The sequence below is a fragment of the Streptomyces sp. RLB3-17 genome, from assembly GCF_007113425.2.
Taxonomy (GTDB): domain Bacteria; phylum Actinomycetota; class Actinomycetes; order Streptomycetales; family Streptomycetaceae; genus Streptomyces; species Streptomyces mirabilis_D.
Genome location: NZ_CP041610.2, coordinates 2,160,071 through 2,185,779, shown reverse-complemented (window position 1 = coordinate 2,185,779; position 25,709 = coordinate 2,160,071). Strand labels below are relative to the sequence as shown.

Genomic DNA, 25,709 nt, shown 5'->3' with positions numbered 1-25,709 from the left:
CTGTGATGGGCAGGTCGATGGCGCTGCGGGACCCCCGCGGCGCCTTTTGCATGCCTGAAGTACAGGCTGAGCTCAAGGGGCGGGGAAACAGTGCTGAAGAGGGTGTTCGTGGCACCGGACCCGGGCCGGCTGCGGCTGCGCGGCGCCGTCCGGGCCGTCCTCGGCATCGGCCTGGCGGTGGCTCTGTGCGGTGCGGCCGGCTCCTCCCTCGCGGGCGTGGTCGCGGGGGGACTCGCGGCGCTGCTCGCCCTCTTCACGGTCACCGACGCCACGGTGCGCGGACAGCTGGCGACGACGGCGCTGCTGCCCGTGGTGGGCCTTCCGGTCCTGGCTCTCGCGGCCACCCTGCACGACCACCCGACGGCGCGCGGCGCGGCCTTCCTCGCCGTCGTCGGCGCCGGCGTGTACGCCCGGCGCTGGGGCGCGCGCGGCCATGCCCTAGGCGTCTTCGGGTTCATGGCCTTCTTCATGGCGCAGTTCCTGCACACCGTGCCGGCGCGACTGCCCGAGCTGTACGGCGCCGTACTGCTCGCGCTCCTCGCCTCCTCGGCGGTCCGATTCGGACTGTGGTGCTACGAGCGCCGGATGCCGCCCGCCGGGGCGCCCGCCCCCTCGGCCGGCCGGGGCCTCGCCCGTCCCACCACCCGCCAGGCGGTCCAGGCCGTCGTGGCCGCCGCGTTCGCCCTGGGCGTCGGAAGCCTGCTGTCCCAGGAGCGCTGGTACTGGGCCGTCGGCGCCGCGTGGTGGATCTTCGTCAACACCACCTCGCGCGGCGAGACCCTGATCCGCGGCTACCGCCGGGTCCTCGGAACGGTGATCGGCATCGCCCTCGGTGCCTCGGTCGTCGTCCCCCTGCACGGTGCGCCCGTACCGACCGTGGCCCTGCTCGCCGTGTGTGTGTTCGTCATCTTCTACAGTGCCGCGGTCTCGTACACCTGGATGATGCTCGCGGTGACGGTGATGGCCGAACTGCTGTACGGGATGTTCGGCGTGCTGGACCAGCATCTGGTCGTGCTGCGTCTGGCGGAGACCGGCATCGGGGCGATCGGCGCCGCGCTGGCGGTCCTGCTCGTGCTGCCGATCACCACGCACGCCACGACGGACGCCTGGATCGTGCGGGCGATCCAGTGCGTCCACGCCTGCACGACCGAGGCCGCGGCCCGTCTGAACGGTTCCTGCGCCGCCGACCCCGCGGCACGCGTCGCGGAGCTGGAGACGGTGCTGAACAAGGTGCGGCTCTCGCTCACGCCCCTTCTGCACCCCCTCAATCCCCTGCGCGCCCGTGGCCGCAGGGCGCGCCAGGTACTCGTGGCGCTGAACACCTGCGCGCGGGAGGTACGGGGCCTCGCCGCCATCGCGTCGGACCCCGTGGCCTCCGGCGACCACCGCCTCACCCTCGCGTGCGAGCGCGTCGAGCGGGCCGTCGAGGCACTCACCTCGCCCGAACCGCGGCGGATCACGGTCCAGGCCGGAACACCTCCCCTGGAAGAGCCGGTACTCGCACACCTGCACGGGCTCGAGCGGGCACTCGCCGAACTCGCCGCGCCCCTCCTGCACCCCCGTGCTTCGCACCCCGTTCGCGTCTGACAGGCGAGTCACGTGCACGGGCCACGTAGAGGGTGGATCACCGCCCGGGCGGGGTAACCCCGCGGCTATCGGACGCACGGAACCCGCGGATCGTGCGGGAGCGGCCCGCGGGCCAAGCCGCTTGGGGGTGGCACCATGCGGGACTTCCCGCGAGGAACCGGACAGGAAGAGCGCTTCGGCGACGACGGGAGCGCGCGGTACCCGACGCCGTGGGCCGAGGGGCCGGGCGGCTGGCTGGACCGTGTGCCGGCAGGTCGCAGGACGCACGGTGCGACGCCGACGGCACTGCCGCACGCCGTCGGTTCCCGGCGGGCGGAGCCGTCCGTCCCGGGTCTCGGCGGGCGCCTGACACCCGTGCCGGGCCGTTCCGCCGCCCCGACGTCGCACGACGACTCGCCGCCGTACGCACTCCTGCGCGCCGCCGCCGAGTTCCTCACGCTCCGCCACACCGAGGAGCGCCTCGGCGACCCGGCCCGGCGCATCGCCGCCGCGCGGGCCGAGATCGCGGAGACCGGCACCTACCGCCACACCACCGAGGAACTCGCCTTCGGTGCCCGCGTCGCCTGGCGCAACGCCAACCGCTGCATCGGGCGCCTGTACTGGCGCTCCCTGTGCGTCCGTGACCGCAGGGACGTTCGGACGGCCGAGGACGTCGCCGAGGCGTCGGCCGACCATCTGCGGGAGGCCGCGGGCGAGGGCCGGATCAGGGCGCTCATCACCGTCTTCGCGCCCGACCGGCCGGGCCGCCCGGGGCCACGGATCTGGAACGAACAGCTCATCCGCTACGCCGGTTACGCCCGCCCGGACGGTGGCGTGACCGGCGATCCGCGCAACGCGGGCCTCACCGCGCTGGCCCGGCGGCTCGGCTGGCCCGGCGGCCCCGGCACCCCGTTCGACGTCCTGCCGCTGGTGGTCCAGGGCGCCGACGGCAAACCCGACGAGCGACCCCGCTGGTTCACGCTGCCCCAGGACGCGGTGCTCGAAGTGGAGCTCGCCCACCCCGAGTACACCTGGTGGCGCTCGCTCGGACTGCGCTGGCACGCCGTGCCCGCGCTCGCCAACATGTGCCTGGAGATCGGCGGCATCTGCTATCCGGCGGCCCCGTTCAACGGCTGGTACATGGGCACCGAGATAGGCGCCCGCAACCTCGCCGACACCGACCGCTACAACCTCCTGCCCTACCTCGCCGACCGCCTGGGCCTCGACACCCGCACCGACCGCTCGCTGTGGAAGGACCGCGCGCTCGTCGAACTCAACCGCTCCGTCCTGCACTCCTTCGACCACGCGGGCGTCACCGTCACCGACCACCACACCGAGTCCCGGCGCTTCCTCACCCACCTCGGCCGCGAGGAGCGCAAGGGCCGCCGGGTCGGCGCGGACTGGTCGTGGATCGTGCCGCCCATCTCGGGCAGCGCCACCCCCGTCTTCCACCGCACCTACGAGACCGTGGAACGGCATCCGGCCTACGTCCACCACCCGGAGGCGCGCGCACGGGCGCTCGGGGAGGCGGGCGGACCCTTGGTCTAGACCGTTGGTCGCCGACTGCTACCGTCGGCCCCGGAGAGCGCGGGACCGAGAGGGGAACGGCAGTGGCAGACGGCGGCACGCGGGAACAGCGGGCGTTCATCGGCTCGTTCACGGCGGCGGGAGGCCCCGGCGTCCTCACCGCGGCCGTGGACCGCGGCAGCGGCGCGCTGACCCTCCTGAGCGCGGTGGACGGCGTACCCGATCCCTCGTACCTCGCCCTGTCGCCCGCCCACGACATGCTCTACGCGGTCAGCGAGACGGCCGACGGCGCGGTGGCCGCGTACCGCGTGGACGGCGACGAACCGAAGCCCGCCGGGCCGTTGGTCTCCGTCGGAGGCAGCGGCCCCACGCACCTCAGCGTGTTCGCGGGACACGTCCTGACCGCCAACTACGGCTCCGGCAGCGTCACCGCCCTGCCCGTGCGCGACGACGGCACGCTCGTCGGCGCCGCCTCCAGCGTGCTCCAGCACAAGGGCCGCGGCCCGCACACCCGGCGCCAGCAGAGCCCGCACGCCCACCAGGTACAGCCCGACCCGAGCGGGCGCTGGGCCGTCAGCGTCGACCTCGGCACGGACTCCGTGCGGGTGTGCGCGCTGGACGGCGGCCGGCTCACGCTGCACCGCGAGATCGCGCTGCGCCCCGGCTCCGGGCCCCGTCACCTGGTCTTCCACCCCCGTGGCGAACACGCGTACGTGCTCAACGAACTCGCCCCCACGGTCACCGTCTGCCGCTGGAGCGCCCAGGAAGGCTCTCTGCGCCCCGTCGGGGAGACGCCGGTGCTCTCGGGGGTCCCGGACGGTGACGCGTACCCCTCGGGCATCGTGGTGTCGCCCGACGGGCGCTTCGTGTGGACCGCCACCCGCGGCCAGGACGTCGTCTCCGTGCTCACGCCCGACGCGGTGGGCGAAGGGCTGCGGCTGGTCGCGACGGTGCCCTGCGGCGGCACCTGGCCGCGCGCGCTGGCCCTCGACCCCTCGGGGCGCTTCCTGTACGCCGCCAACGAGCGCTCGGGGGACGTGACCTGGTTCGCGGTCGACCCGGACACGGGGGTGCCGCGACGGGGCGGCTCGGTGGAGGTTCCGGCGGCGTCCTGCGTGGTCCTCGGCTGAGCCGCCCGGCGGTGCCCCGCTGCCGAGGCGCGAGTCGCCGACGTACGAACTGCCGACGTACGAGACGCGGAGACGCGAGAGAGCCGACGAGAGAAGGGCCCGCTCCTGTGACAGGAGCGGGCCCTTCGACGTGCGAGGGGTGGTGCCTGGGCGGTCAGCGGACCGGCGCGCCCTGCGGCTGCTGCGGGGCGATGCCCAGCGCAGTCGTGTACTTGGCCAGCGCGAGCTTGCCGATCGCCGGGTACGGGCCGAGCGCCTCGGCGGCGGAGCAGCCCGCCTCCTTGGCGGCCGCGTCCAGCAGGCCGGCGTCGATCTCCGGTCCGATCAGGTACGGAGCCAGGGCGAGCTGCTGGGAACCCGAGCCGCGCAGCTGCTCGGCGGTGGCCGCGATCGCGCCCTCCTCGTCCAGCGCCGCCGCCATCACCGGCACGGCGAGCCGCGCGGCGAGCAGCATGCCGGTGATCCCGGCCGCCTGTACGGCCTCCTCGCCGCCCACGGAGGCGAGGATGATGCCGTCGGCGGCCGTGGCCACGGTGAACAGCCGGGCACGGTCGGCGCGCGCCAGACCCGCCTCGGACAGACGCACGTGCAGCGCCTCCGCGAGCAGCGGGTGGGGGCCGAGAACGTCGGTCAGGTCGGCCGCGATCCGGCTCTCCATGACGGCCTGGCGGACCCGGCGCAGCAACGCGTTGTCCGGGCCGGCGAGCAGGGGCACCACGACGGCGACGGGGCCGTCGGGCTGGGTCACGTCCGCACCGGCGGCACGGGCCTGCTCATAGCGGGCGGTGCGCTCCTCGGCGGCACGCGTGAGCACGGACTGCAGCGTGGGGAACTCGGCGTCGTCCCCGTCGAGGTACCCGATCCGGGCGTCGAGGCCGGGCAGCTCGGAGCGCGCGATGCTCACGACCTCCTCGGCGAGGCTGCGCGTGGCCGCGCTGGAGGTGCCCGGCACCGCGAGGACGAGCGCAGGCGCGCCCTCGGGAGCCGCCAGCGGCTCGGGTCGGCGGTGCCGCCCGGGCTGGCGAGGTCGCGGCATTCGTACTGGCAGGCCGGACGCGGGCCCAGTGGGGGAGCTCATGGCGACGCATGTTACTGGTTTCTTGGGCTCCCCTGTTCGGGGAGGGTGCAGGTGAGCGGTATCCGTCCCCTTTTGTCTGATGAGTTACGCGTGGATCAGAAATGATCGGTGTGGCTGGACTCGCCGGTGCTGTGGTGCTCCTGTGGCAACCGGTGCGGGAGTCAACTTCACTTGTCCGACAGGGTGGGTGAATCCCCCTTTCGGGGGACGGATGGCGAGGTTGTGCCCTTTTCGGTCATCACGTAAAGCATGTGTTCGTCGCGGGGGAGCGTGAGCCGGTCGCCCGCCAGGTCGACGGCGATACGTACGGCGCCGTCCAACGGAGTGCCCGCGGCCGGTACCTGCCGGGCGTGCGGCACCCGGTCCGTCAACTCCGCGCGCAGCGGTACGAGGAGGGGGTCGCCCATCTTGAACAGGCCCCCGGTGAGGGCGACCCGGTCCTCCCCGGTGTCCGGGCAGACGGCGGCCGCGGAGTCGGCCAGATGCCGGGCGGCGGCGCGCATCAGGTCGCGCGCGACGGGGTCGCCGACGGTGGACGCGGCGCACGCGGCCACTTCGGGCGCGAAGGAGGCGAGTACGGCGGGCCGGTCGGTGCGTGGATACAGCTTGCCCGGCAACCCGGCCACCGGCCCGAACATCTCCTCGGCCCGCGCCAGCAACTCCGCCGACCCGCCCGGGCGTCCGTCGAAGGCCCGCAGGGCCGCCTCGAGCCCGGCGCGGCCGATCCACGCCCCACCGCCGCAGTCACCGAGCAGATGGCCCCAGCCGTCCGCCCTGCGCCAGCCGCCCAGATCGGTGCCGACAGCGATCATCCCGGTGCCCGCGGCGATCACCGCGCCCGGCCGGGGGCCGAGCGCGCCCACGTACGCGGTCACCGCGTCCGCGGCCAACGCGAGCCGCCGCACGCCGAGTTCGCGCTCCAGCGCTGAGGGCAGCTCGGCCCGCAGAGCGTCGCCGAGGGTGGCGAGCCCCGCCGCTCCGACGGCGACGGCCCCCAGTTCCTCCGTCCCGGTGGCCGCCATCAACTCCCGGGCCATCGGGAGCAGTTGCTCCAGCAGATGTCCGGCGTCGATGCCGCGCGGGCCGGTGCGGACCGGCTCCTTGGAGGTCAGTGGAACGCCGACGACATGCCCGTGCACGGCCAGTGCCGCCCGCAGCCCCGAGCCACCCGAGTCCACCGCCAGCACACCGACCGACGCGTGGGAGGGACGCAACAGGCTCCCCTCCTCTCTGCTGACCGGCCGCCTGGGCGATCGGCTGGACCGGCTCGATGATCTCGGCGCGGTGGAAGACTAGCGCCGAGAGGCGGGTCCGCGCGCGGCGCTCGTCCGTATGAATCCGTATGAATGCGTCACGGCGTGTGCCAGTAGAGTGGCACGTCGTGGCACCACGACCCTTGCATGAACTCATCGAAGCAGGCTGGGCGAAGGCCCTGGAACCTGCGGCCGAACGCATCGCCGCCATGGGGGACTTCCTCCGGGCCGAGATAGCGGCGGGCCGGACCTATCTCCCGGCCGGGGCGAATGTCCTGCGGGCCTTCCAGCAGCCCTTCGACGACGTCCGCGTGTTGATCGTCGGCCAGGATCCCTATCCCACACCGGGGATGGCCATCGGGCTGAGTTTCGCCGTGTCGCCCGAGGTGCGTTCGCTGCCGGGCAGCCTGGAGAACATCTTCCGGGAGCTGCACACGGACCTGGGGCTGCCCAGGCCGTCCAACGGCGATCTGACGCCCTGGACCGAGCAGGGGGTGCTGCTGCTCAACAGAGCGCTGACGACGGCGCCCCGCCAGCCCGCGGCGCACCGGGGCAAGGGCTGGGAAGAGGTCACGGAGCAGGCGATCCGGGCGCTGGTCGCGCGGGAGAAGCCGCTGGTGTCGATCCTGTGGGGGCGTGACGCCCGCAATCTGCGGCCGCTGCTCGGGGATCTCCCGGCGATCGAGTCCGCGCACCCCTCACCGATGTCGGCCGACCGCGGTTTCTTCGGCTCGCGTCCGTTCAGCCGGGCCAACGAGCTGTTGGAGAGGCAGGGCGTCCAGCCGGTGGACTGGCGCCTGCCGTAGAGCGGTCACCGGATCTCGTGCCACCCGCACGGGTTCCGGGGCGCGTGGGCGGGCGGCGTGGGCGGGGCACCGGCGCGAGGCGGTGCCCGTCGGCCCCGTGGCCCGGGAACGACCGTTCGAACTCCCGCCGGACTTCCGGGCGGTGTCGTGCAACCCCGCCGGCGGCGAGCGCGTCGACGTGCACGAGACTGTGCTCCGCGACTGCATTCCGCAGATCGTCCGCACCGACCCGGGAGGGACCAACAGCATGATCATTTTTGGCACCAGGGGATACCTGTACCAGCTCGCGATAATGACGCTGGTGTGTGGCCGCTGCGGCAATCCCTCGGCGCACACGCTCCGCAAGCGTGTCACGAAGTTCACGCTGTTCTTCGTGCCGCTGTTCCCGATCTCGTCGAAGTACGCGACGCAGTGCACCTTCTGCGGCGCGGAACAGAAGGCGACCAAGGAGCAGGCGGAGCAGCTGCAGGCGCAGGCCGCGAGCGCGCACGCCGCCCAGCAGTACGGCCAGCCGCAGCAGCCCCAGCAGCCGTACCAGGCCTGAGCCGGGGGCGGGGACCGACCCGGCGGTACGTCGACGGCGCCGTGCTCCCCGCGGACGGCGCCGGTCCGCCGCCGACCCCTTCCGTATGAGTCGTCCAGGCTGCATTCCGTGCCGCATAGGTCGCACATGCCCCTCATCGGGCAATGATGGACTACTTGGACATGGCGTCTCGACGGAAGGGAACCCTCTCATGGGTCTGATCGGATCGATCGGCCTGATCCTGCATCCCCGGCGCAATCCGGGACCGGTCATCGAGTCGGTCGTGCAGTGGGCCCGCAAGAACGACGCCGAGGTGCTGGGGCTGCCGGACGAGGTGGGCCGCATCGACTGCAGCGCCGTGGCCGTACCGGATCAGGACCTCGTCGCCCGGGCCGATCTGATCGTCAGTCTCGGCGGGGACGGAACCATGCTCCGTTCCATGAGGCTGCTGTCCGGAAGCGCCACTCCGGTGCTCGGCGTCAACCTGGGCCGACTGGGCTTCCTCGCGGAGATCGATGTCGACGAGCTCCAGTCCGCGCTGGACCGGATCGACAGCGGCCAGTTCACCACCGAGGCCCGGATGGCCGTACGAACGCGCCTCCCGGACGGGCGCGAGGTCCGCGCGTTCAACGACATCGCCCTCGTACGGGTGCCCGGCAGCGGCATGGCCGCCATCGCGATCCGGCTCCAGGACGAGGAGTTCATCCGCTACGCCGCCGACGCCGTCGTGGTCTCCACCTCGACCGGATCCACGGCGTACAGCTTCGCCGCGGGCGGCCCGATCCTCTCGCCCCGGGTGGAAGCCATCCTGGTCGTCCCGGCCAGCGCGCACTCGTCGTTCGACCGGGCGCTCGCCCTGCCCGCGGACGAGGACGTCACCCTCGAACTGCTCCCCACGACCGGGCGACTGGCGGTCGAGGTCGACGGCGAGGTGCTCGGCTACCTCGACGCGGGCGACCGGGTCACCGTGTCGGCGTGCCCCGCGGCGGCTCATGTCGTGCGCCTGGGCGGTACGACGTTCTACCAGCGAGCACGCAGAAAACTCGGCATCAAGGGAAGTATCGAGGCGGGCGGGCGAACCTCCCGGGACTCCGCCGACCCCTCGACGGGGCGCTGAAGAGCGCGTCTCGAGCGGCACAGCGGCCGACCCGAGGGAGGCGGCCTTGGGCAGGGTGAGCCGCCGACGGAAGGGTCCATGGCGCGGAGCCTGCCGAAGCTGTACTACATCGCCGTGTCGCTCTCGAGTCTGAAAGCGGTGCGGGCCCTGGCGGAGGCCGCCCTCGGACCCGACGCCTGGATCCCCCCGCTCGATGTCGCCGTCGTCTCCGACTTCTGGCCCCACAAGCTGCGGGCTCTGGCGGCCCACGCCGGCCAGGCGGACGCCGCGGCCCTGCTGCAGCTCTTCGGCCTGCCCGGGGACGAGGGCCGGGTCGAGGAATACGTACGGGCCCACCCGCCGTGGACCGGCGGCGCACGGGAGAGCGACCTGCCTCGCCCTGATCGGGGCTCAGTCCTGCCGGCCGACCCCTTGAAGCGCCGCCCGTTGCCGCGCGGCGCGCACCGCCGCCGACAGCGAGGCGATGTCGTAGGCGCCGTAGTGGCGGCGGCCGTTGACGAAGAACGTCGGGGTGCCCGAGACACCGCTGAGGTCGGCGGACTCCACGTCCGCCGCGACCCTGGCCGTCCCCGTGCCTTCGCGGAGATCCTTTCGGAAGCGTTCGACGTCGAGGCCGATCTCCTCGGCGTAGCGGAGCAGGTCCTTCGGCCGCAGGTCACCCTGGTGCTGCATCAGCAGATCGTGCATATCCCAGTACCCGTCCTGGTGGGCCGCGGCCTCGGCGGCCTCCGCGGCGAACTGGGCGTTCGGATGGACATCGGTCAGCGGCAGATGCCGCCACACGTAGCGCACGTCGCCGAAGTCGGCGAGCAGCTCTCGCACCACGGGCTCGGCCAAGCCGCAGTACGAGCACTCGAAGTCCCCGTACTCGACGAGCGTCACGGGCGCCTCCAGCGGGCCGCGCACGTGGTCGCGGTCCACGTCCACGGGGTCGCTGAGGTCGACGATGGTGGTGCCCGTACCGAGGAGGGCCCGGACACGGGAACGCTTGGGAAGGGCGCCGATCACCGAGGTGACCAGCCAAGTGAGGAGGAACGCGCCCACCACGGCGGCGAGGATGCCGATCTTCGCCTCCGCCAGCCGGGCCCCGTGGAAGGCGAGGGTCGCGATCAGCAGGGACACGGTGAACCCCACTCCCGCCAGGGTGCCGCCCGCGGTGATGGCGCCCCAGCCGACCGGCGGGTGCAGCCGCCCGCGGCTGGCGCGTGTGGTGAGCCAGGTGGCGCCGATGATGCCGAGCGGCTTGCCGAGCACGTAGCCGAGGAGGATGCCGAGGGCGATCGGGGAGGTGAAGGCGTGGGCCAACTGGCCGGCGCTGATGGTGATGCCGGCGTTGGCGAGGGCGAACAGCGGCACGATCACATAGCTCGTCCAGGGGTGGAACATCCGCGTGAGCCGCTCGTTGGGCGAGAGCGTCGAGGCGATCCCGCGCCGTACGGAGCGCTCCAGTTCCGGCGTCGGCTGCTCGCGGAAGCGCCGGAAGAGACGGCTGGCTCGTTCCAGGTCGACGCGCTCGGCGGGGTAGGCGTAGGTGAGCAGGCCCATCGCGAGCCCGGTCACGACCGGGTCCACCCCCGACTTGAGCAGCGCTACCCACACCGCCGCGCCCAGCACCGCGTACAGCGCGGGAACCCGTACCCCGAGGGTGCGCCGCACCAGCACGACGGCCGCGAAGAGGCCGAGCGCCGTCAGCAGCGCGGGCAGGACCAGGGCGCCGCTGTAGGCGACGGCGATCACGGCCAGGGCCAGGAAGTCGTCCACGACGGAGATGGTGAGGATGAAGACCCGAAGACTGTCGGGCAGCCGTGCCCCGAAGAGGGCCAGCATGCCCAGGGCGAAGGCCGTGTCCGTCGACATGGCGGCGCCCCAGCCGTGCAGGGAGTCGTGGCCCGCGTTGAGAGCCAGGTAGATCGCGATCGGCACGACCATGCCGCTGAGCCCGGCGAGCAGCGGCAGCGTGACCCTTCTGCGCTCCCGCAACTCGCCCAGGTCGAACTCCCGGCGCGCCTCGAGTCCCACGACGAAGAAGAACAGCGTCATCAGCCCGCTGTTCACCCACTCCCGCAGGCCCAGGGAGACCTCGCCCGCCCCGAGGCGGACCGACAGTTCGGTGCTCCAGAAGGCCTCGTACGTGCCCGGCCCCATGTTGGCCCAGGCGAGGGCCGCGAGGGTGGCGGCCAGCAGAACCGCGGCACTGCCGGTCTCGGTCTGCAGGAAGGAGCGCAGCGGACCGCGCCCGTCCTTGCCGCACACGGTCTGCCCCGACATGGGCGAGGTCTCGGCTGGCACAGTCACCCCCTGATTCTCGCCCCGCGCGTGGTCCGGCACGCGGCGAAACGGTGTCGGTGGGGAGATCCGCGCAGTGCTCGGTGAGGAGATCCGCTCGGTGGCCGGGGAAGAGGTCAGCTCGGTGGCCGAGGAAGAGGTCCGCTCAGTGGTCGGCGACGAGGTCCCTGATGGCCTTGACGACGTCGGCGGGGGCCTCCTCGGCCATGAAGTGCCCGCAGGAGACGGTCGTGTGCCGCAGGTCGGGCGCCCAGGCGCGCCACCGCGCGGCGGCGTCGAAGCCGAGAGCCGCGCCCCAGTCCTGCTGGAGAACGGCCACGGGCATCCGCAGCCGGTTCCCGGCAGCACGGTCGGCCCGGTCGTGCTCGACGTCGATGCCGGCCGAGGCGCGGTAGTCGGCGACGATGGAGGGGACGGCCGCGCGGGAAGCCGCCAGGTAGGCGGCGCGGATCTCGTCCGGGATCGCCCTCGGGTCCCGCGTCCAGATGTCGAGGAAATGACCGAAGAAGACGTCCGCGGCGGCGTGGATCATCCGCTCGGGCAGACCCGGCGGCTGGGCCATCAGGTAGAGGTGGAAGCCGACGGCCGCGCCGGTGCCGTGCATCACGTCCCACATGTCCAGCGTGGGCAGCACGTCGAGCGAGGCGAGATGGGTGATCGCCTCGGGGTGGTCGAGGCCCGCGCGGATGGCGACCAGCGCGCCCCGGTCGTGCCCCGCCAGGGCGAAACGCTCGTGGCCCAGGGCGCGGGCGAGCGAGACGACGTCGGCGGCCATGGTGCGCTTGGCGTACGCGTTCCCGTCGGCGCCGGTGTCGACGGGCTTGTCGCTGGCGCCGTAGCCCCGCAGGTCGGGACAGATGACGGTGTGGTCGGCCGCGAGGTCGGTGGCCACGTGCCGCCACATCAGGTGCGTCTGCGGGAATCCGTGCAGCAGCACGATCGGGCTGCCGGATCCGGCGACGGCGACGTGGAGCGCGACATGGTCGGCGACGGGGACCCGCCGGTAGTCGAAGCCGGGGATGGTCGGTGCCATGGTTCGCCCTTTCTGGGAGGCGGAAGCGGAAGGTGACGGACGCGACGAGCCTGCCGGGCGCGAATCAGCAGGTGATCAGCGCGTGCTCAGCACGTGATCAGCAGGTCGTCGGCGCAGTACCGTGGCGAGGGTGTCGGGAGAGGCGAGCAGGGTGCGGGTCGCGTTCGGTGTGCTCGGACCGACCGTGGCCGAGAGCGACGGCCGCGCGCTCGCGCTGAAGGGACCGAGGCACCGGGCCGTGCTGGCCCGGCTGGTGGTGGCCCGCCGCCGGGTCGTCCCTGTCACCCACCTGGTCGGCGACCTGTGGACGGATCCCCCGCCCGGCGCCGTGGGCGCCGTACAGACCTTTGTCGCCGCGCTGCGACGCGTCCTGGAGCCGGACCGTCCGTCCCGGGCCCCCGCCCGGCTGCTGGTCACGGACGGCCCCGGGTACGCGTTGCGCCCGGAGCCGGACGCCGTGGACGCCTGGTGCTTCGAGACGGCCGTCGGCGCCGCCACGCGGTTGCCGGCCTCGCAAGCGCTGCCGCGACTGGAGGAGGCGCTGGCCCTGTGGCGCGGGCCCGCGTACGCCGAGTTCGAGGAGGAGGACTGGGCCCGGGGCGAGCGCTCCCGCCTCGCCGAGCTGCGGCTCCAGGCGGTGGAGCAGCGGGCCCGGACGCAGCTGGACCTCGGCCTGGCCGCCGAGGCGGTGCCCGACCTGGACGTACACCTCACCGCTCACCCCTGGCGCGAGGACGCCTGGCGGCTGCTGGCGCTGGCGCTGTACCGGCAGGACCGTCAGGGGGATGCGCTGGGCGTGCTGCGCAGAGCCCGGGCGGTTCTGGCCGACCAGTTGGGGGTGGACCCCGGGCCGCGGCTGCGCCGCCTGGAGGCGGACATCCTCGCCCAGGACCCCGGGCTCGATCCTCCGGCCGGGCCGACGGCGACCGCGGCCCGGCTGTGGACACGGACGGCGGCGGCCTACGACCGTACGGTCGCCGCCGGTGCCCGGGCCCGGTTGGAGACGACGGTGAGCCTGATCCGCAACCTCGCGGTCACCGGGGGCGGTGGGCTGGCGGCCGCCAGGCAGCACCGTATGGAGGCCATCGCGGCGGCGGAGGAGTTCGGCGACCCGGACCTGACCGCCCGGGTGATCGGCGCCTACGACGTCCCCGCGATCTGGACCCGCAACGACGATCCGGAGCAGGCCCGACGGATCGTCGATGCCGCCGAGCGCGCCCTCACCGCTTTGCCGGGCGACGCGCACGAGGCCGCGCGGTGCCGCCTGCTGGCCACGATCGCCCTGGAGACACGCGGCAGCCGGGCACCACGCGGTCCCCAGGCCGCCCGCGAGGCGGAGGAGATCGCCCGTCGTCTCGACGATCCCGCGCTGCTGGCGTTCGCGCTGAACGGGGCGTTCATGCAGTCCTTCACCCGCGCGGGCCTGGCCCCACGGCGTGACGAGATCGGCGCGGAGCTGGTCGAACTGGCAGCCCGGCACGACCTGGTGACCTATGAGGTACTCGGTCACCTCATCCGGCTCCAGGCACGCGGCGCGCTGGCCGACTTCGCCGCGGCCGACCGCCATGCCGCCGCCGTGGACCGGCTGGCCGAGCGCCACGAGCTGCCGCTCGCGAGCGTCTTCACCCAGTGGTACCGGGCGTTGCGGCTGGCCGCGTCCGGGCAACCGGCGGGGGCCGAGACCGCCTACCGGGACGCCGCCGCACGGCTGGACGGCGCAGGGATGCCGGGCCTGGAGCGTGGACTTCTTCCGCTCGCCCTGCTGTGCCTGCGGGTGCGGCACAGGAGGACGTGGTCCGACACCGATTCAGGGGAAACTGGCCCAGGGGCTCCCGGTCGAGGGGATACCGGTCCATGGGGTACCGGTCCACGAGGTTCCGATCCAGGGCCGGTCGAGATCGACCTGGGGGCGGACTGGGGCCCGTACCGCCCTTGGGCCGCGCCCTTCGCCTTGCTGGCATCCGGGCGCCGGGCCGAGGCCCGGGCGGCACTGCGCGCGCTCCCGGAGCCGCCGCGCGACCTGATGTACGAGGCGTGCTGCTGCCTGGAGGCCGTGGTCGCGCTGGAGGTCGGAGACCGGGACGTCCTGGAGCGGGCCCGCGCCCGCCTGCTGCCGGCCGCCGGGGAACTCGCCGGCGCGGGCAGCGGCCTGATCACCCTCGGCCCCGTCGAGGACCACCTCGCCGACATCACCACCGCGCTGCGGGCGCCTACGAGTCCAGTTCCGCCCAGATGATCTTTCCCTCGTGTGTGTACCGGGTGCCCCAGCGGTGGGTGAGCTGGGCGACGAGGAAGAGGCCGCGTCCCCCTTCGTCAGTGGTCCGGGCGTGCCGCAGCCGCGGGGAGCTGTTGCTGGTGTCGGTGACCTCGCAGATCAGACGGGATGCGCGCAACAGCCGCAGTCGCACGGGGCCCGGGGCGTAGCGCACCGCGTTGGTGACCAACTCGCTGACGACGAGTTCGGTCGCCATCGCCAGCTCTTCCAGTCCCCATGCACGGAGTTGGCGGGTGGCGAGGGCGCGGGCTCCCGCCACGGCGGCGGGATCGGAGGCCACGTCCCACGAGGCGACGTGGTCGGCGCTGAGCGCGTGCGTGCGCGCCACGAGGAACGCGGCGTCGTCGGACTGCGGTGTGGAGGTCATCCCCCGAACGTTGGCGCAGAGCGTCTCGAGCGGGAGATCGCAAGGACACAGAGCGTCCCTGAGATGGGCCATTCCGACCTCGACGTCCCGCTCGCCGCCTTCGATGAGGCCGTCGGTGTAGAGGCCGATCAGGCTGTTCTCGGCGAGTTCGATGTCGACTGCCTCGAACGGCAGTCCACCCAGCCCCAGTGGCGGACCGGCCGGCAGTTCCGGGAAGCTGACCCGGCCCTCCGGGGTGACGAGGACCGGCGGCGGATGGCCGGCCCGGGCGAGCGTGCAGTTCCGTGTGACCGGGTCGTAGATGGCGTACAGGCAGGTGGCACCCATCACCGTGGTCCGGATCAGGTCGGCCGACGCGTCGTGGGACTCCTCCTCGCTGAGGCGGAGCACCAGGTCGTCGAGGTGGGCCAGGAGCTCGTCGGGCGGCAGATCCATGTCGGCGAGCGTCTGCACCGCGGTACGCAGCCGGCCCATCGTGGCGGCCGCACTCAGACCGTGGCCGACCACATCGCCCACGACGAGGCCGACTCGGGCTCCGGACAACGGGATGACATCGAACCAGTCCCCGCCCACCCCATCCTTGGCGTCCGCGGGCAGATACATGGAGGCCACGTCCACGGCCATGCCGCCCTCCAGCGTATGGGGCAGAAGGCTGCGCTGGAGCGTCAGCGTGGCGTGGTGCTCGCGTGTGTAGCGGCGGGCGTTGTCGACGCAGACGGCCGCCCGTGCGACCAGTTCCCGGGCGAGCAGTACGTCGTCGGAGGTGAAGGGAGCCGGGTTCTGCGAGCGGACGAAGGTGGTGAGGCCGAGGATGGTGTCCCGTGCCCGCATCGGCACGGAGATGAGTGAGTGAAGTCCGAACTCGCGCATGGTCGAGGTCCTGGACGGCTGTTCCACGACCCATTGGGGGTTGTCGGGGTTCAGCACCGGTATGAGGACGGGCTCGCCGCTCACGAGGAGGTCGAGATCGTGCGGGGGAGGGATGAAGTCCACCGGATCGCCGACCTGGGCGACCGCCTCCGGACACCCCTCCCGTACGGAACTCATGCCCGCCCGCCGCATCACCGGCCCCGTCACCGCCGGACCCGTGTCGGAGAGCCAGGGTCCGTGCCCCTCGGTGCTGAGGACGGGCTCCAGCAGATCCACGATGGCGAAGTCGGCGAACCGGGGCACGGCGAAGTCGGCCAGCTCCTGGGCCGTCTCCATGACGTCCAGGGTGCTGCCCACACAGGCGCCGGCTTCATTGACCATGGAAATCAGCTGGCGTGCGTTCCACCGGTCGGTGACGTCCAGCACCATGTAGCAGATGTCCGTGACGGCGCCCTCGACGTCCATCAGGGGGAAGAACGACGTGGAGTAGGCGTGCTGCCGATGCGGATCGGCCCAGCTCCAGCCCAGGTACTCGAAGTCGCTGACCGGCTCGCCGCTCCGCAGTACCTTGCGCATCACGTCCTCGAGGGTCTCCGCATGGAGGCCCGGGAAGAGGTCGGTCAGGCGCCGGCCCAGACGCTGCTCACGCGGTATGCCGCCGATGCTCTCCAGGGTGTTGTTGACCCAGGTGCAGCGCAGGTCCATGTCCACGATGGCCATTCCCACGGGCGAGCGGGTCAGGAACCCGTCCAGCACGGACTGCCCCATGGCCCAGCGCGTGACGCGCTCCCGTGCCGAGAGGAGAAAACACTCGTCGTCGCCGACCTGGAACGACGCGGAAACCCGCAGATTCACTTCGACACGACGGCCGTCGCGATGGGACAGCGTGACCTCTCCGCTCCAGGGCTGGCCCTCACGACAGCGTTCCATGACCGCCGCTACACGGCGGGGGTCTTCGGGCACGGCGAGCAGACGGCCGACGGAGCCTCCGACGACCTCGCGGGCCGAACGACCGAGGAGTTCTTCCGCGCTTCTGGTCCAGCCGATCACCGTGCCGGCCAGGGTGACGATCGCCGCCGTGTCCGAGGCTGCTTCTTCCACACCGATATAGGGCTCTGTGCCGGGACCTTCGCCCGATTCCGGAATCGCAGGTGTCACGTCTTCACCGCCATCCCCATACCTCCATGCTCGCGCCTCCCGCAGCGGCGCGCCAGCGGCGCAAGGGACCGTTCGACACGGTGAATTCGCTACCGGTCGGGTCGGCATCACCACGCCGGGTGACCGGTGCCGGATGTCGTCCCAGGGGCGGCTCCCGGGCCTCAGCCGACGACCGCGGCGCGTACGCACAGCACGTCCGGCAGATGTGAGGCCAGTTGCCGCCAGCTGTCCCCGTCGTCCGCCGACGCGTACACCTCGCCGTTGCGATTGCCGAAGTACACACCCGCCGGGTCCGCGCCGTCCGTGCAGAGCGCGTCGCGCAGCACCGTGCCGTAGTGGTCCTCCGTGGGCAGACCCGCGGTCAGCGGATCCCACGTTCTGCCGGCGTCCTGTGTGCGGAAGACACGACAGCGCCGGTCGGCAGGGACGCGGTCCGCGTCCGCGTTGATCGGGAAGACGTACGCCGTGTCGCCGCGGTGCGGATGCGCGGCCACCGCGAACCCGAAGGTGGACGGCAGGTCCGCGCCGATGTCGGTCCACTCGCCGCCCGCGTCGTCGCTGCGGTACACACCCCAGTGGTTCTGGAGGTAGAGCCGGTCCGGGGTCGACGCGTCCTGTGCGATCTTGTGCACGCACTGACCGAACTCCGGGTTCGGATCCGGCAGGAACACCGCGGAGACGCCGGAGTTGGACGGCTCCCAGCTCGCTCCGCCGTCATGTGTACGGAACACCCCCGCCGTGGAGACGGCGACCGTGACGGCCCTGGGGTCGCGCTGGTCGGTGAGGACGGTGTGCAGCCCCTCGCCACCGCCGCCCGGCACCCACTGTGACCGGGTGGGGTGCTCCCACAGGGGCCGTACCAGCTCGAAGGACTCGCCTCTGTCCTCGGAGCGGTAGAGCGCGGCCGGCTCCGTGCCCGCGTACACCACGTCCGGCTCGGCCGCCGCCGGGTGCAACTGCCACACCCGCTCCAGCGAAGCCCCGGTGTCCTTGGGGAACTTGACGGCCGGCTGCGCCGGTTCGGTCCATGTCCGTCCCAGGTCGTCGGAGTGGAAGACGGACGGACCCCAGTGCGCGCTGTCCCCTCCGGCCAGCAGTCGTGGTGTCTCGCCGCGGGTGTCGATCGCGACCGAGTACACGGCCTGCGCGTTGAAGTAGGGACTCTCGTCGAACTCCCAGGCGGCGCCGCGCCGCCGTCCGATGAACAGCCCTTTGCGTGTACCGACGGTGAGCAGTACTTCGGCCATGCCGACCACCTCCGCGACGACGTCGTCTCAGACATCGGCCAGTCTGCACCCCGGCACTGACAGTCTCCCCTGTACGTCACATCTCCGCAGGTCAGCCGGGTGGCGTCGGTCATCGGCGATGTCTCGTCCCGGCCGACGCGCCTGTGGGCGAGGGATGACCGGATCCCTGGAACGCACGGGTCGTGGGACTCGTTGTGAGCATCGCAGGGACCGATCCCGTATGGGAGGGCGATGTGGCATGTCCGTGCGGTCGTGAGGAGGATGCCATCGATGGCGGCATTCCGTGGTCCGAAGGCTTCGAAGGTGTGGCTGTGGCGATGGCGGCGCAATCCGTTGCGGCGTCGCAGTGACGTGCTGGAGGCCTGGATCGTGCTCGTCGCCTGGGCGCTCACCGCGCTCGGCGGGGTGCTCACCGGTCTGCTGGCGACGCAGTCCGTGGAGAACGGCCTTGCCAGGCAGCGGGCCGAGTGGCACTCCGTTCCGGCGTTGCTCAACGACGACGTGCCGAAGTCGACCGCGCCGGCCGACGACGCCGACATGGTGTGGGCGGAGGTCCACTGGACCGCGCCGGACGGCTCGCCGCACGCCGGCCAGGCCCGGGTGTCCGTCGGCAGCCCCGCGGGCACCCCGGTGATGGTATGGACCGACGCCGACGGCCGCCTCGTCACCAAGCCCCCCACACCCTCCCAGGCCCAACTGCGTGCCGCGCTGATGGGCGTGCTGGTGGGGGTGAGCGTCGCGGGTGTGCCGTTCATCGGCGGACGGCTGGTACGCGGACGAATGGAACGACGGCGCATGGCGCAGTGGGACGAGGACTGGCAACGGGTCGGGCCCCTGTGGGGGCGGAAGACGGGCTGAGGAGACCCCGGGGTCAGGCCGGATCGTGGTTCCGCTCCGGCGCCCACGCGGCCGTGAGAAGGGACGCCGTCGCGGCCGAGGCGTATATGGACGACGCGAGCCAGGCGCGGGCGTACGCCTCCGGGTCGGCCGGCCGCAGCCGGCCCAGCGCGTCATGGCGCCGGTCCGACGCGGTGTCCACCAGCGCACGCGCGCACGCGGCCCCCGTGGTCAGACCCACCGCGGCGAGCCGACGGGGGAGTGCGCCGTCGGCCACGGTGGCGGTGACGGCTCGGCCACCCGCGACTGCGCGGTCCACGGCCCGCCGCAGGAGGTCGAGTTCCGTGGGAAGCGCGGGCGCTGGGGTGGAAGGGATGACGGTCGTTGCGGTCCTGGGCAGGTGGGTGCGGTTGAGGCGGCGCAGGCCGAGGTCCGCGCGGACCGGGTCGCCGTCCGCGCCCTGCCAGGCCGCGGCGAGGGCGCGTACACCGCTCGGCCGGTCCGCCGTGAGCCGTGCGACGAGGCGCAGGGACAGACCGTGGGCCCCCGCCAGAAGCCGGAGGTTCTCGACGTAGGGGAGTTCGGGACGCTCGTCCGGCGCCAGGAGGCGCACCGTGGGACCACCGTCCACGGCGAACCCTCCGCCGGTGATCGTCCCGGTGAGGAAGAGCAGGTCACCACCCGCGTCCCGCGCGTCCGCGGGCTCGGCCGACCACCGCAGCGCGGCGGCCACCTGGTCGGCCGGGGAACGCCGCCAGAGCGTGGCGAGCGGCTCCTCGTGCCAACGGGCCCCCGACGCCCGTACGGAACGGACCGCGCCGCCACCGCCGATCCGCCCGTCCGGCGAGACGGTCGGGTCGGTGAGGATCGCCCCGCCGTGGTCGCCCAGTTCCCGCAGGGTGAGGGCGCTGCCGCCGGGGACCGCGGCGCCCGCGGCCTGTCGAGCACGGTCGGCGTCGCCCGGCGCCACGTCGGACAGCGAGCGGAGCCGGCCGTCCTGTGCGAGGGCGTACGTGACCGCCCCCGCGTACCCCGAAGCGGTCACCACCGGCTCGGTGAACAGACCGTGCAGTCGCAGCGAACCGTTCGCCGTGTAGGCCCGACGCGCGGTGCCGATCAGATCCGGGTCCGGCGCCCGGCGCAGCCCGACGGCGACGGTCAGCAACTCCGCCAGCTCCGAAGCCAGTTCGGGCAGCCGGAACGCGGGGTCCCCGGTGCCCGCCTCGGAGAGCCGCCGCGCCACCCGGACGGCCGCGGCCGCGGCGCGGTGGAGTCCGGCGACGCGCGCCGAGTGGGCGGCGTGGAGGAGCGTGGCGCGGTGCACGGCACCGGAGCCGGTCACTCCGGCTGCCAGTACGGCGGTCGCGGCCACGCGGAGGGCGTCCACCGCCGCGGACTGCGGGGGAGTGAGGTCGACGGCCCCGGTCTCCGGAGGGACGACAGGGGTGGAGTCACCGGCGTCCGACGGCACGACAGCCGTCGCCGCAGGTCCGTCCGTCTCCTCCGCCAGCGGCGCCAGCGTCAGGACCGCCGCACGATGCAGACACGCCGGCGCGAGCAGACAGCTGCACACGGCATCCTCGGCGGACGTCACCACCCCGGCCGTGGTGGTGAGAGTGACCGTCGTCGAGTCGTCGACCCGCACCACGACCGTCGCGTCCGTGACCGCGACGGGCCAGTTGGCCGCCTTGGCCGCGGCCGAGTCGGCACGTTTACGCAGCCGGGTCGGGAGCGACTCCAGCGCGGCGGCCGCCACTTCGGCCGTCACCGGGGGAAGCGTGGTCATCGCTGTGTACCTCCCATGCGTTCGCCCACCCAGCGGGCCAGTTCCAGCGGGCTGAGGGCCGCCACCGGCATGCCCGCGGCCACCAACTGCCCCGCCACACCGGCCGAGTAGCGCGGTCGGCCCGCGTCGTCCAGCGAGGCGCAGCCGAGGACGTGGCAGCCCGAGTCGACGAGTGCCCGCACCTCGGACAGCAGCGGGCCCACCGGACCCCCCTCCTCGAAGTCGCTGATCAGGACGACCAGTGTGCGGGAGGGAACCGTCACCAGTGAGCGCGCGTGCCGCAGGCCCCGGGCGATGCTCGTCCCGCCGCCGACCCGCACCTCGAGGAGCAGCCCGAGGGGATCGTCCACCTGGTCGGTGAGGTCCACGACCTCCGTCGAGAACGCCACGAAGTGCGTGCTCAGTGCCGGGACCCCGGCGACCACGGACGCGGTGAGCGCCGCCCAGATCGTCGACGCCTCCATGGACCCGGACACATCGACGACCAGCACGAGCCGCCAGTCCGCCGCCTTGCGGGCCCGGGTACGGAAGACCGGCCGCTCGGGCAGCACCGTCACCGCTCCCGTCGCCGGATCGCGGCGCGCCGTCGCGAGGTTCGCGCGCACGGTGCGGGCGAGATCCAGGGGGCCGCCCGGTCTGCGGGTGGGCCGCGGATGCGCGAGACCTGCGAGGGCGGCCCGCAGTCTGTGGGCGAGGGCGTCCGTGAGCTCCTTGACCAGCCGGGCCACCAGGGGCCGAAGCCGCGCCAGTTGCTGCTCGGGCATGCCTCCCGCGTACGAGAGGACCGTCCGCAGGAGCTCGACCGAGGGGCGGGCCGAGGCGGGGTCGAGTTCCTGCAGGGCGTCGACGCGTCCGGCGTCGGCCGCCGCGGCCAGCACCTCCTCTCGTACCCCGGGTCCGAAGAGCGCCGCCAGCTCCTCGGACCAGCTCCGCACATCCGGGAACGACGCCTCGCTCCCCCCGCCGGCACCGTCGTCGCCGGGCTCTGCGACCCCCTCGCCGCGTCCGCTGCCGTACAACTCGTCGAGTGCGCGGGCGATCCGGCCGGCCCGACCCGTCAACTGCCGTGCCCTGCCCAGCAGGAGCCGCCAGCGATCTCCGGGGCCGAGACTGTTGGGCACGGCGGGACTGTTCGGTACGGCGGGACTGTTCGGTACGGCGCGAATGCCGGGTACGGCAGGGCTGCTGGGCACAGGACTGTTGCGTACGGCAGGACTGTCGGGCGTGGCAGGACTGTCGGGCACGCCGGGGTTGTCGTGCGGGGTCTGATTCGAGGTCGGTGTCGCGTCCGTGCCCAAGGGGTCCAACCCCGCGGTCGCCAACGCTGTCCGCCCCGCCAGATCCGCCGCCGCCATCCGGGCCAGGAACCCCGGCTCCGCCACCGCGTCCGGCAACTCGCCCACCGCGCGGCCGGTGCGGTCCTCCACCGCGGCGAGCATCCGCGACCGGGCCGCCGGCGCCAGGACGTCGAAGCCGGCGCGCAGGGCCGGCAGGCGGTCGAGGAAGGCCCGGTCGGTGAGGGACTCGACGCGCTCCAGGAGCGGGTCCACGGCCTCGCCCGTCTCGAGCAGCGGACCGGCGGCGAGCAGCGTGCCGCGCAGGAACGCGGCGAGGTCGGAACGGAGTTCGGGAGTCACGGCACCGTCGACACGGGAGGCCAGCCGGGTGCCGAACTCCGTCGCCTCCCGCAGCCCCAGCAGCACCCGGGCGGCTCCCGCGGCGCCGCGGATCAGCGGCGTACCGTCCTCGTCCAGGCGGCCGAGGGCGTCCGCGAGCCGGAGTCCGCCGCCCGCGCCGTCCACCCGGGCGGCGAGGTCCACCAGAGCGCGGGCGTCGGCGGTGTCGGTGGAGCCGGTCAGCCCGTCGAGCGCGCGGACACCGGCGGTGCCCAGCTCCTCGTACGCGGCCTCGATCCGCTCCTTCTCCCAGGGGGCGGGCAGCCCCGGCACATGTCCCGCGCCGATCCGGCTCAACAGGTCGAGCCCGCCGAGGAGTTCGGGCAGGGTGCCGGACGCGGGCAGCAGTTCGGCGACTTCCGTGAGGCGCTCCGAGGCGAGCCCCGGGAGGGCGCAGCGGGCCGCGTCCTCGAGCCCGGCGAGCACCTGGGCCGCGGTCGGACCGCCGTCACGCCGCTCCGCCGCCCGTCGCCGCGCCAGTACGCCGCCTGCCGCCTGTTCCAACGTCACTCCGTGAACGCCGGTCACATCCAGCATCGCCGCGGTCGAGGGCGTCCAGGTCACCGTCCACCGTGTGGTGAGCGCGGCGCCGTCGCCGACCCCCGCGACGCCGGCCTCCTCGCCGTAGGGAACACGGCAGACCGCCATCCTGCGCAGACAGATCTCGCGTCGGCGGTCGAGTTCGGACCGCAGCGCGTCGAGCCGCAGCTCACGACGGGCGGGAGCGGTGGCGGAGGGCAGCGAGAGTTCCGCGAGGAGGCCTTCGACCGCCGGGCCGAGGCCGGAGCGTGGCGTGCCAGGAGCGAGTCTCCCCTGCCGGTGACCGACGAGCACCCGCTCCATGGCAGCGGCCACCACCCGCCCCCGACCCAGCAACTGGCCCTGCGTGAGCACGGTCTGCACCGCCTCGACCAGCTCGCCCCGGCCCGCCGCGGGCAACCCGCGCAGCGTGGCCAAGTCCCGCGCCACCCGCACCACCTCCCGGGCGTCGGCGGGGCCACTGGGATGTCCCGCCTCGCGGACGGCGGCGCAGATCCGCACAGCCGTCGCGGTCAGCAAGTCGTCCAGTCGCCCCGGCTCCCCGGCCGCCCGGAACACCCCTCGCTGCCACTCCGGATCACGGATGCCCGCCGGATACCCGGACCGCTCGTCGAGCAGCGGGTACGAGTAGGGCACGAGGGAGGTGATGACCGAGGGGACGTCCTCCGCGGATCCGGCACCCGAACCCACCGGCCCGGAACCAGCCCGCAGCAGCGCGGGCGCGTGAAACGCCCCGATCACCGCTGCCGTACGCCGCCCCGCATACTCGGCCAGTCGACCCCGCATATTGGCCTCGCGCCGCAGGTCGTACGGGTCCACGGCGTCCTCTCCGGTGTCCGCCCGCAACGCCCAGCCGACGAGCAGCGCGGCGCGCCGCAGCTCCTCCGGCGCCGCGCCCGGCGCGCCCGACTCCACCAGCCGCGCCCACAGGTCGTCCTCCGTCCGGCCTCCGGCGCGCGCTCGCAGGGCGGCCGCCAGCCGCCCACGCCCGCCACCCGCTCGGCCCGCACCCGGCTCCTCCGCCACCTCCCGCGTCCGCTCCTCCGCGTCCCGCGCGGCCAGGGGCAGGTCGAACGGCACGACCGGCACCCGTGCCTCCCTCGCCCAGCGAATCGCAGCGAGCTCCGGGGAGAACTCGGCGAAGGGCAGAAAGACCACCCCGCCGTGCTCCCGGCTCCCCGCCAGCGCCACCGGTGGCACCGTCGCCGGGTCCCCCAGGTACTCCAGCCACGGCGCGAACTCCTCCGGAAGCTCGATGAGGAGCACCTCCGGCGCCGCCGCCGACAGCATGCCCGGCACGGCCGCCGCGAGCGCCGGTGAATGGTGCCGCACGCCGATCAGGAACGGTTCCCGACACCCGGCCAGGGCCTCCAGAGCCACCTCGGGCGACCCCGCCGAGTCGGGCGCCGCCTCACACGAGGTCATCGCGCAGCTCCCACAGCGTCCGCCACAGCGCGGCGCCCTGCTCCGCGCGCCGCCGCACCGGACCGTCCCAGTAGCCCAGCAGCCGTGCGTGATCGGCCGGGTCGTCCTTGCGTACCGTGCCGAGCAGATGGCCGGGCAGGGTGCGCACGACATCCCGGCCGTCCCCGAGATACGCGGCGCCCAGGCCCATGGACGTGGCGACCTGCACCGCCTCCGCCGTCGACATCACCGTGGTGGGCCGCTCGACCTCCCAGCCCTCCGCGCTGCGGCCCGAGCGCAGATCCCGGAAGGCGGTGACCAGCGCCTCCAGCACCGCGTCGTCGACGGAGAAACGGGCGCCCGAGCGGGCGAGCGCCGCCGTGGCCTGGCCACGGACCAGCTCCGTCTCCGCGTCGAGGTCGTCGATCGGTCCGACGGTCTCGAAGTTGAAGCGGCGCTTGAGGGCGGCGGACATCTCGGAGACACCGCGGTCACGGAGGTTGGCCGTGGCGATCAGCGTGAACCCCGGCACGGCGTGCACCGTGCCGTCCCCTTCCGGACCGCCGGCCAACTCCGGTACCGCCATGCGCCGTTCGGACAGCAGGGACACCAGGGCGTCCTGCACCTCGGGCAGACAGCGCGTGACCTCCTCGATCCGGGCGACGGCTCCCCGGGTCATCGCCGTGAGCACGGGTGAGGGCACCATGGCCGCTCGGCTCGGCCCCGCGGCGAGCAGCATCGCGTAGTTCCAGCCGTATCTGAGCTGGTCCTCCGTGGTGCCCGCGGTGCCCTGCACGGTGAGCGCGCTGGTGCCGCACACGGCGGCGGCCAGCAGCTCGGAGAGCATCGACTTGGCGGTGCCGGGCTCGCCGACCAGCAGGAGACCCCGCTCGCCCGCGAGCGTCACCACGCACCGCTCGACGAGTCCCCGGTCACCCACGAACTTCCGTGACACGACGAGCCGTCGCCCGTCCGCGCCGCTCAGCGCCTCGCCGCCCGAACCGCACACGAACGTCACCACGGCGCGCGGGGTCAGGCGCCAGCCCGGCGGTCGCGGCCCCTCGTCGTACGCCGCGAGAAACGCCAGCTCCTCGGCGTGACGGTCCTCGGGCAGCTCGACCTGCCGCGCGCCCGTCACGCTCGACACATCCGGCACACCCGTTACGCCCATCGCCTCCGTCACGTCCGTCCTTGCCGTCTCACCCGATGCCGTCGTCCCGCTCGCCGTGC

Annotated in this window: 17 protein-coding genes; 8 read left to right on the top strand and 9 right to left on the bottom strand. The window is 73.4% G+C overall.

The annotated features are described in order from the left end of the window. Window positions 1–90: 90 nt before the first annotated feature. The 3 genes from FNV62_RS10250 (at window position 91) to FNV62_RS10240 (ending at window position 4,223) form a co-directional block, all read left to right on the top strand. Window positions 91–1,587 carry an FUSC family protein gene (locus tag FNV62_RS10250; protein WP_143612728.1) on the top strand — a complete coding sequence of 499 codons (1,497 nt, stop codon included), beginning with the start codon at window positions 91–93 and terminating at the stop codon, window positions 1,585–1,587. 135 nt (window positions 1,588–1,722) lie between these two features. Next, window positions 1,723–3,114, top strand: coding sequence for a nitric oxide synthase oxygenase (locus FNV62_RS10245; protein WP_097283652.1), 1,392 nt, complete (start codon window positions 1,723–1,725; stop codon window positions 3,112–3,114). Window positions 3,115–3,176: 62 nt separating this feature from the next. Next, window positions 3,177–4,223, top strand: a complete 1,047-nt coding sequence (locus FNV62_RS10240) for a lactonase family protein (protein WP_054228855.1) — start codon at window positions 3,177–3,179, stop codon at window positions 4,221–4,223. 154 nt (window positions 4,224–4,377) lie between these two features. On the opposite strand, the gene FNV62_RS10235 is transcribed toward FNV62_RS10240, so the two are convergent. After that, entirely contained in the window at window positions 4,378–5,301 is a 924-nt protein-coding gene (locus tag FNV62_RS10235; RefSeq protein ID WP_096239944.1) for a sirohydrochlorin chelatase, read from the bottom strand. A gap of 167 nt (window positions 5,302–5,468) precedes the next feature. Then, complete coding sequence (locus FNV62_RS10230; RefSeq protein WP_225900220.1) at window positions 5,469–6,515, bottom strand: N-acetylglucosamine kinase; 1,047 nt, start codon at window positions 6,513–6,515, stop codon at window positions 5,469–5,471. Between the two features lie 167 nt (window positions 6,516–6,682). Here FNV62_RS10230 and FNV62_RS10225 point away from each other — a divergent pair, with 167 nt between their 5' ends. The 3 genes from FNV62_RS10225 to FNV62_RS10215 all read left to right on the top strand — a co-directional run bounded on the left by FNV62_RS10225 (window position 6,683) and on the right by FNV62_RS10215 (window position 9,000). Then, window positions 6,683–7,360 carry a uracil-DNA glycosylase gene (locus FNV62_RS10225; RefSeq protein WP_067372796.1) on the top strand — a complete coding sequence of 226 codons (678 nt, stop codon included), beginning with the start codon at window positions 6,683–6,685 and terminating at the stop codon, window positions 7,358–7,360. A gap of 247 nt (window positions 7,361–7,607) precedes the next feature. Beyond that, on the top strand, window positions 7,608–7,904 hold the full coding sequence (locus tag FNV62_RS10220; protein ID WP_054229155.1) for a zinc-ribbon domain-containing protein: 297 nt from the start codon (window positions 7,608–7,610) through the stop codon (window positions 7,902–7,904). A 190-nt stretch (window positions 7,905–8,094) separates the two neighbouring features. Then, complete coding sequence (locus FNV62_RS10215) at window positions 8,095–9,000, top strand: NAD(+)/NADH kinase (protein WP_107308960.1); 906 nt, start codon at window positions 8,095–8,097, stop codon at window positions 8,998–9,000. Between the two features lie 390 nt (window positions 9,001–9,390). Here FNV62_RS10215 and nhaA read toward each other — a convergent pair whose 3' ends face one another. Together nhaA and FNV62_RS10205 are read right to left on the bottom strand one after the other, a co-directional pair. Then, window positions 9,391–11,268, bottom strand: a complete 1,878-nt coding sequence (gene nhaA / locus FNV62_RS10210) for a Na+/H+ antiporter NhaA (RefSeq protein ID WP_143651985.1) — start codon at window positions 11,266–11,268, stop codon at window positions 9,391–9,393. Between the two features lie 163 nt (window positions 11,269–11,431). Next, window positions 11,432–12,319 (bottom strand): alpha/beta fold hydrolase, encoded by an 888-nt coding sequence (locus FNV62_RS10205; protein WP_054228850.1) that lies wholly within the window; start codon window positions 12,317–12,319, stop codon window positions 11,432–11,434. 151 nt (window positions 12,320–12,470) lie between these two features. Here FNV62_RS10205 and FNV62_RS10200 point away from each other — a divergent pair, with 151 nt between their 5' ends. Continuing rightward, window positions 12,471–14,555: a BTAD domain-containing putative transcriptional regulator gene (locus FNV62_RS10200; protein ID WP_143611119.1), complete on the top strand. Its 2,085-nt coding sequence runs from the start codon at window positions 12,471–12,473 to the stop codon at window positions 14,553–14,555. Here the strand turns inward: FNV62_RS10200 and FNV62_RS10195 are convergent. Both FNV62_RS10195 and FNV62_RS10190 read right to left on the bottom strand, forming a co-directional pair. Continuing rightward, a complete protein-coding gene (locus tag FNV62_RS10195) occupies window positions 14,530–16,977 on the bottom strand; it encodes a SpoIIE family protein phosphatase (RefSeq protein WP_375336839.1) in 2,448 nt (815 codons plus the stop codon). The two genes, FNV62_RS10200 and FNV62_RS10195, sit on opposite strands and share 26 nt — an antisense overlap. 173 nt (window positions 16,978–17,150) lie before the next feature. Next, window positions 17,151–18,236, bottom strand: a complete 1,086-nt coding sequence (locus tag FNV62_RS10190) for a WD40/YVTN/BNR-like repeat-containing protein (RefSeq protein WP_143600787.1) — start codon at window positions 18,234–18,236, stop codon at window positions 17,151–17,153. 270 nt (window positions 18,237–18,506) lie between these two features. Between FNV62_RS10190 and FNV62_RS10185 the strand changes: the two genes are divergently transcribed. Continuing rightward, complete coding sequence (locus FNV62_RS10185; protein ID WP_097283647.1) at window positions 18,507–19,094, top strand: hypothetical protein; 588 nt, start codon at window positions 18,507–18,509, stop codon at window positions 19,092–19,094. Between the two features lie 13 nt (window positions 19,095–19,107). Here FNV62_RS10185 and FNV62_RS10180 read toward each other — a convergent pair whose 3' ends face one another. The 3 genes from FNV62_RS10180 to FNV62_RS10170 are packed head-to-tail and all read right to left on the bottom strand — an operon-like array spanning window position 19,108 to window position 25,650. Then, window positions 19,108–20,859 carry an SWIM zinc finger family protein gene (locus tag FNV62_RS10180; RefSeq protein WP_143612727.1) on the bottom strand — a complete coding sequence of 584 codons (1,752 nt, stop codon included), beginning with the start codon at window positions 20,857–20,859 and terminating at the stop codon, window positions 19,108–19,110. Beyond that, entirely contained in the window at window positions 20,856–24,500 is a 3,645-nt protein-coding gene (locus tag FNV62_RS10175) for a vWA domain-containing protein (protein WP_143612726.1), read from the bottom strand. Before FNV62_RS10175 ends, FNV62_RS10180 begins: the two co-directional genes overlap by 4 nt. Then, on the bottom strand, window positions 24,487–25,650 hold the full coding sequence (locus FNV62_RS10170; protein ID WP_143651984.1) for an AAA family ATPase: 1,164 nt from the start codon (window positions 25,648–25,650) through the stop codon (window positions 24,487–24,489). Before FNV62_RS10170 ends, FNV62_RS10175 begins: the two co-directional genes overlap by 14 nt. Window positions 25,651–25,709: the final 59 nt, after the last annotated feature.

What these genes read in the sequence shown, in the direction of transcription:
- FNV62_RS10245 (WP_097283652.1), top strand. Translation starts at nt 1,723, where the DNA reads ATGCGGGACTTCCCGCGAGGAACCGGACAGGAAGAGCGCTTCGGCGAC.
- nhaA (WP_143651985.1), bottom strand. Translation starts at nt 11,268, where the DNA reads ATGTCGGGGCAGACCGTGTGCGGCAAGGACGGGCGCGGTCCGCTGCGC.
- FNV62_RS10205 (WP_054228850.1), bottom strand. Translation starts at nt 12,319, where the DNA reads ATGGCACCGACCATCCCCGGCTTCGACTACCGGCGGGTCCCCGTCGCC.
- FNV62_RS10175 (WP_143612726.1), bottom strand. Translation starts at nt 24,500, where the DNA reads ATGACCTCGTGTGAGGCGGCGCCCGACTCGGCGGGGTCGCCCGAGGTG.
- FNV62_RS10185 (WP_097283647.1), top strand. Translation starts at nt 18,507, where the DNA reads ATGGCGGCATTCCGTGGTCCGAAGGCTTCGAAGGTGTGGCTGTGGCGA.
- FNV62_RS10220 (WP_054229155.1), top strand. Translation starts at nt 7,608, where the DNA reads ATGATCATTTTTGGCACCAGGGGATACCTGTACCAGCTCGCGATAATG.
- FNV62_RS10215 (WP_107308960.1), top strand. Translation starts at nt 8,095, where the DNA reads ATGGGTCTGATCGGATCGATCGGCCTGATCCTGCATCCCCGGCGCAAT.
- FNV62_RS10190 (WP_143600787.1), bottom strand. Translation starts at nt 18,236, where the DNA reads ATGGCCGAAGTACTGCTCACCGTCGGTACACGCAAAGGGCTGTTCATC.
- FNV62_RS10170 (WP_143651984.1), bottom strand. Translation starts at nt 25,650, where the DNA reads ATGGGCGTAACGGGTGTGCCGGATGTGTCGAGCGTGACGGGCGCGCGG.
- FNV62_RS10235 (WP_096239944.1), bottom strand. Translation starts at nt 5,301, where the DNA reads ATGAGCTCCCCCACTGGGCCCGCGTCCGGCCTGCCAGTACGAATGCCG.
- FNV62_RS10180 (WP_143612727.1), bottom strand. Translation starts at nt 20,859, where the DNA reads ATGACCACGCTTCCCCCGGTGACGGCCGAAGTGGCGGCCGCCGCGCTG.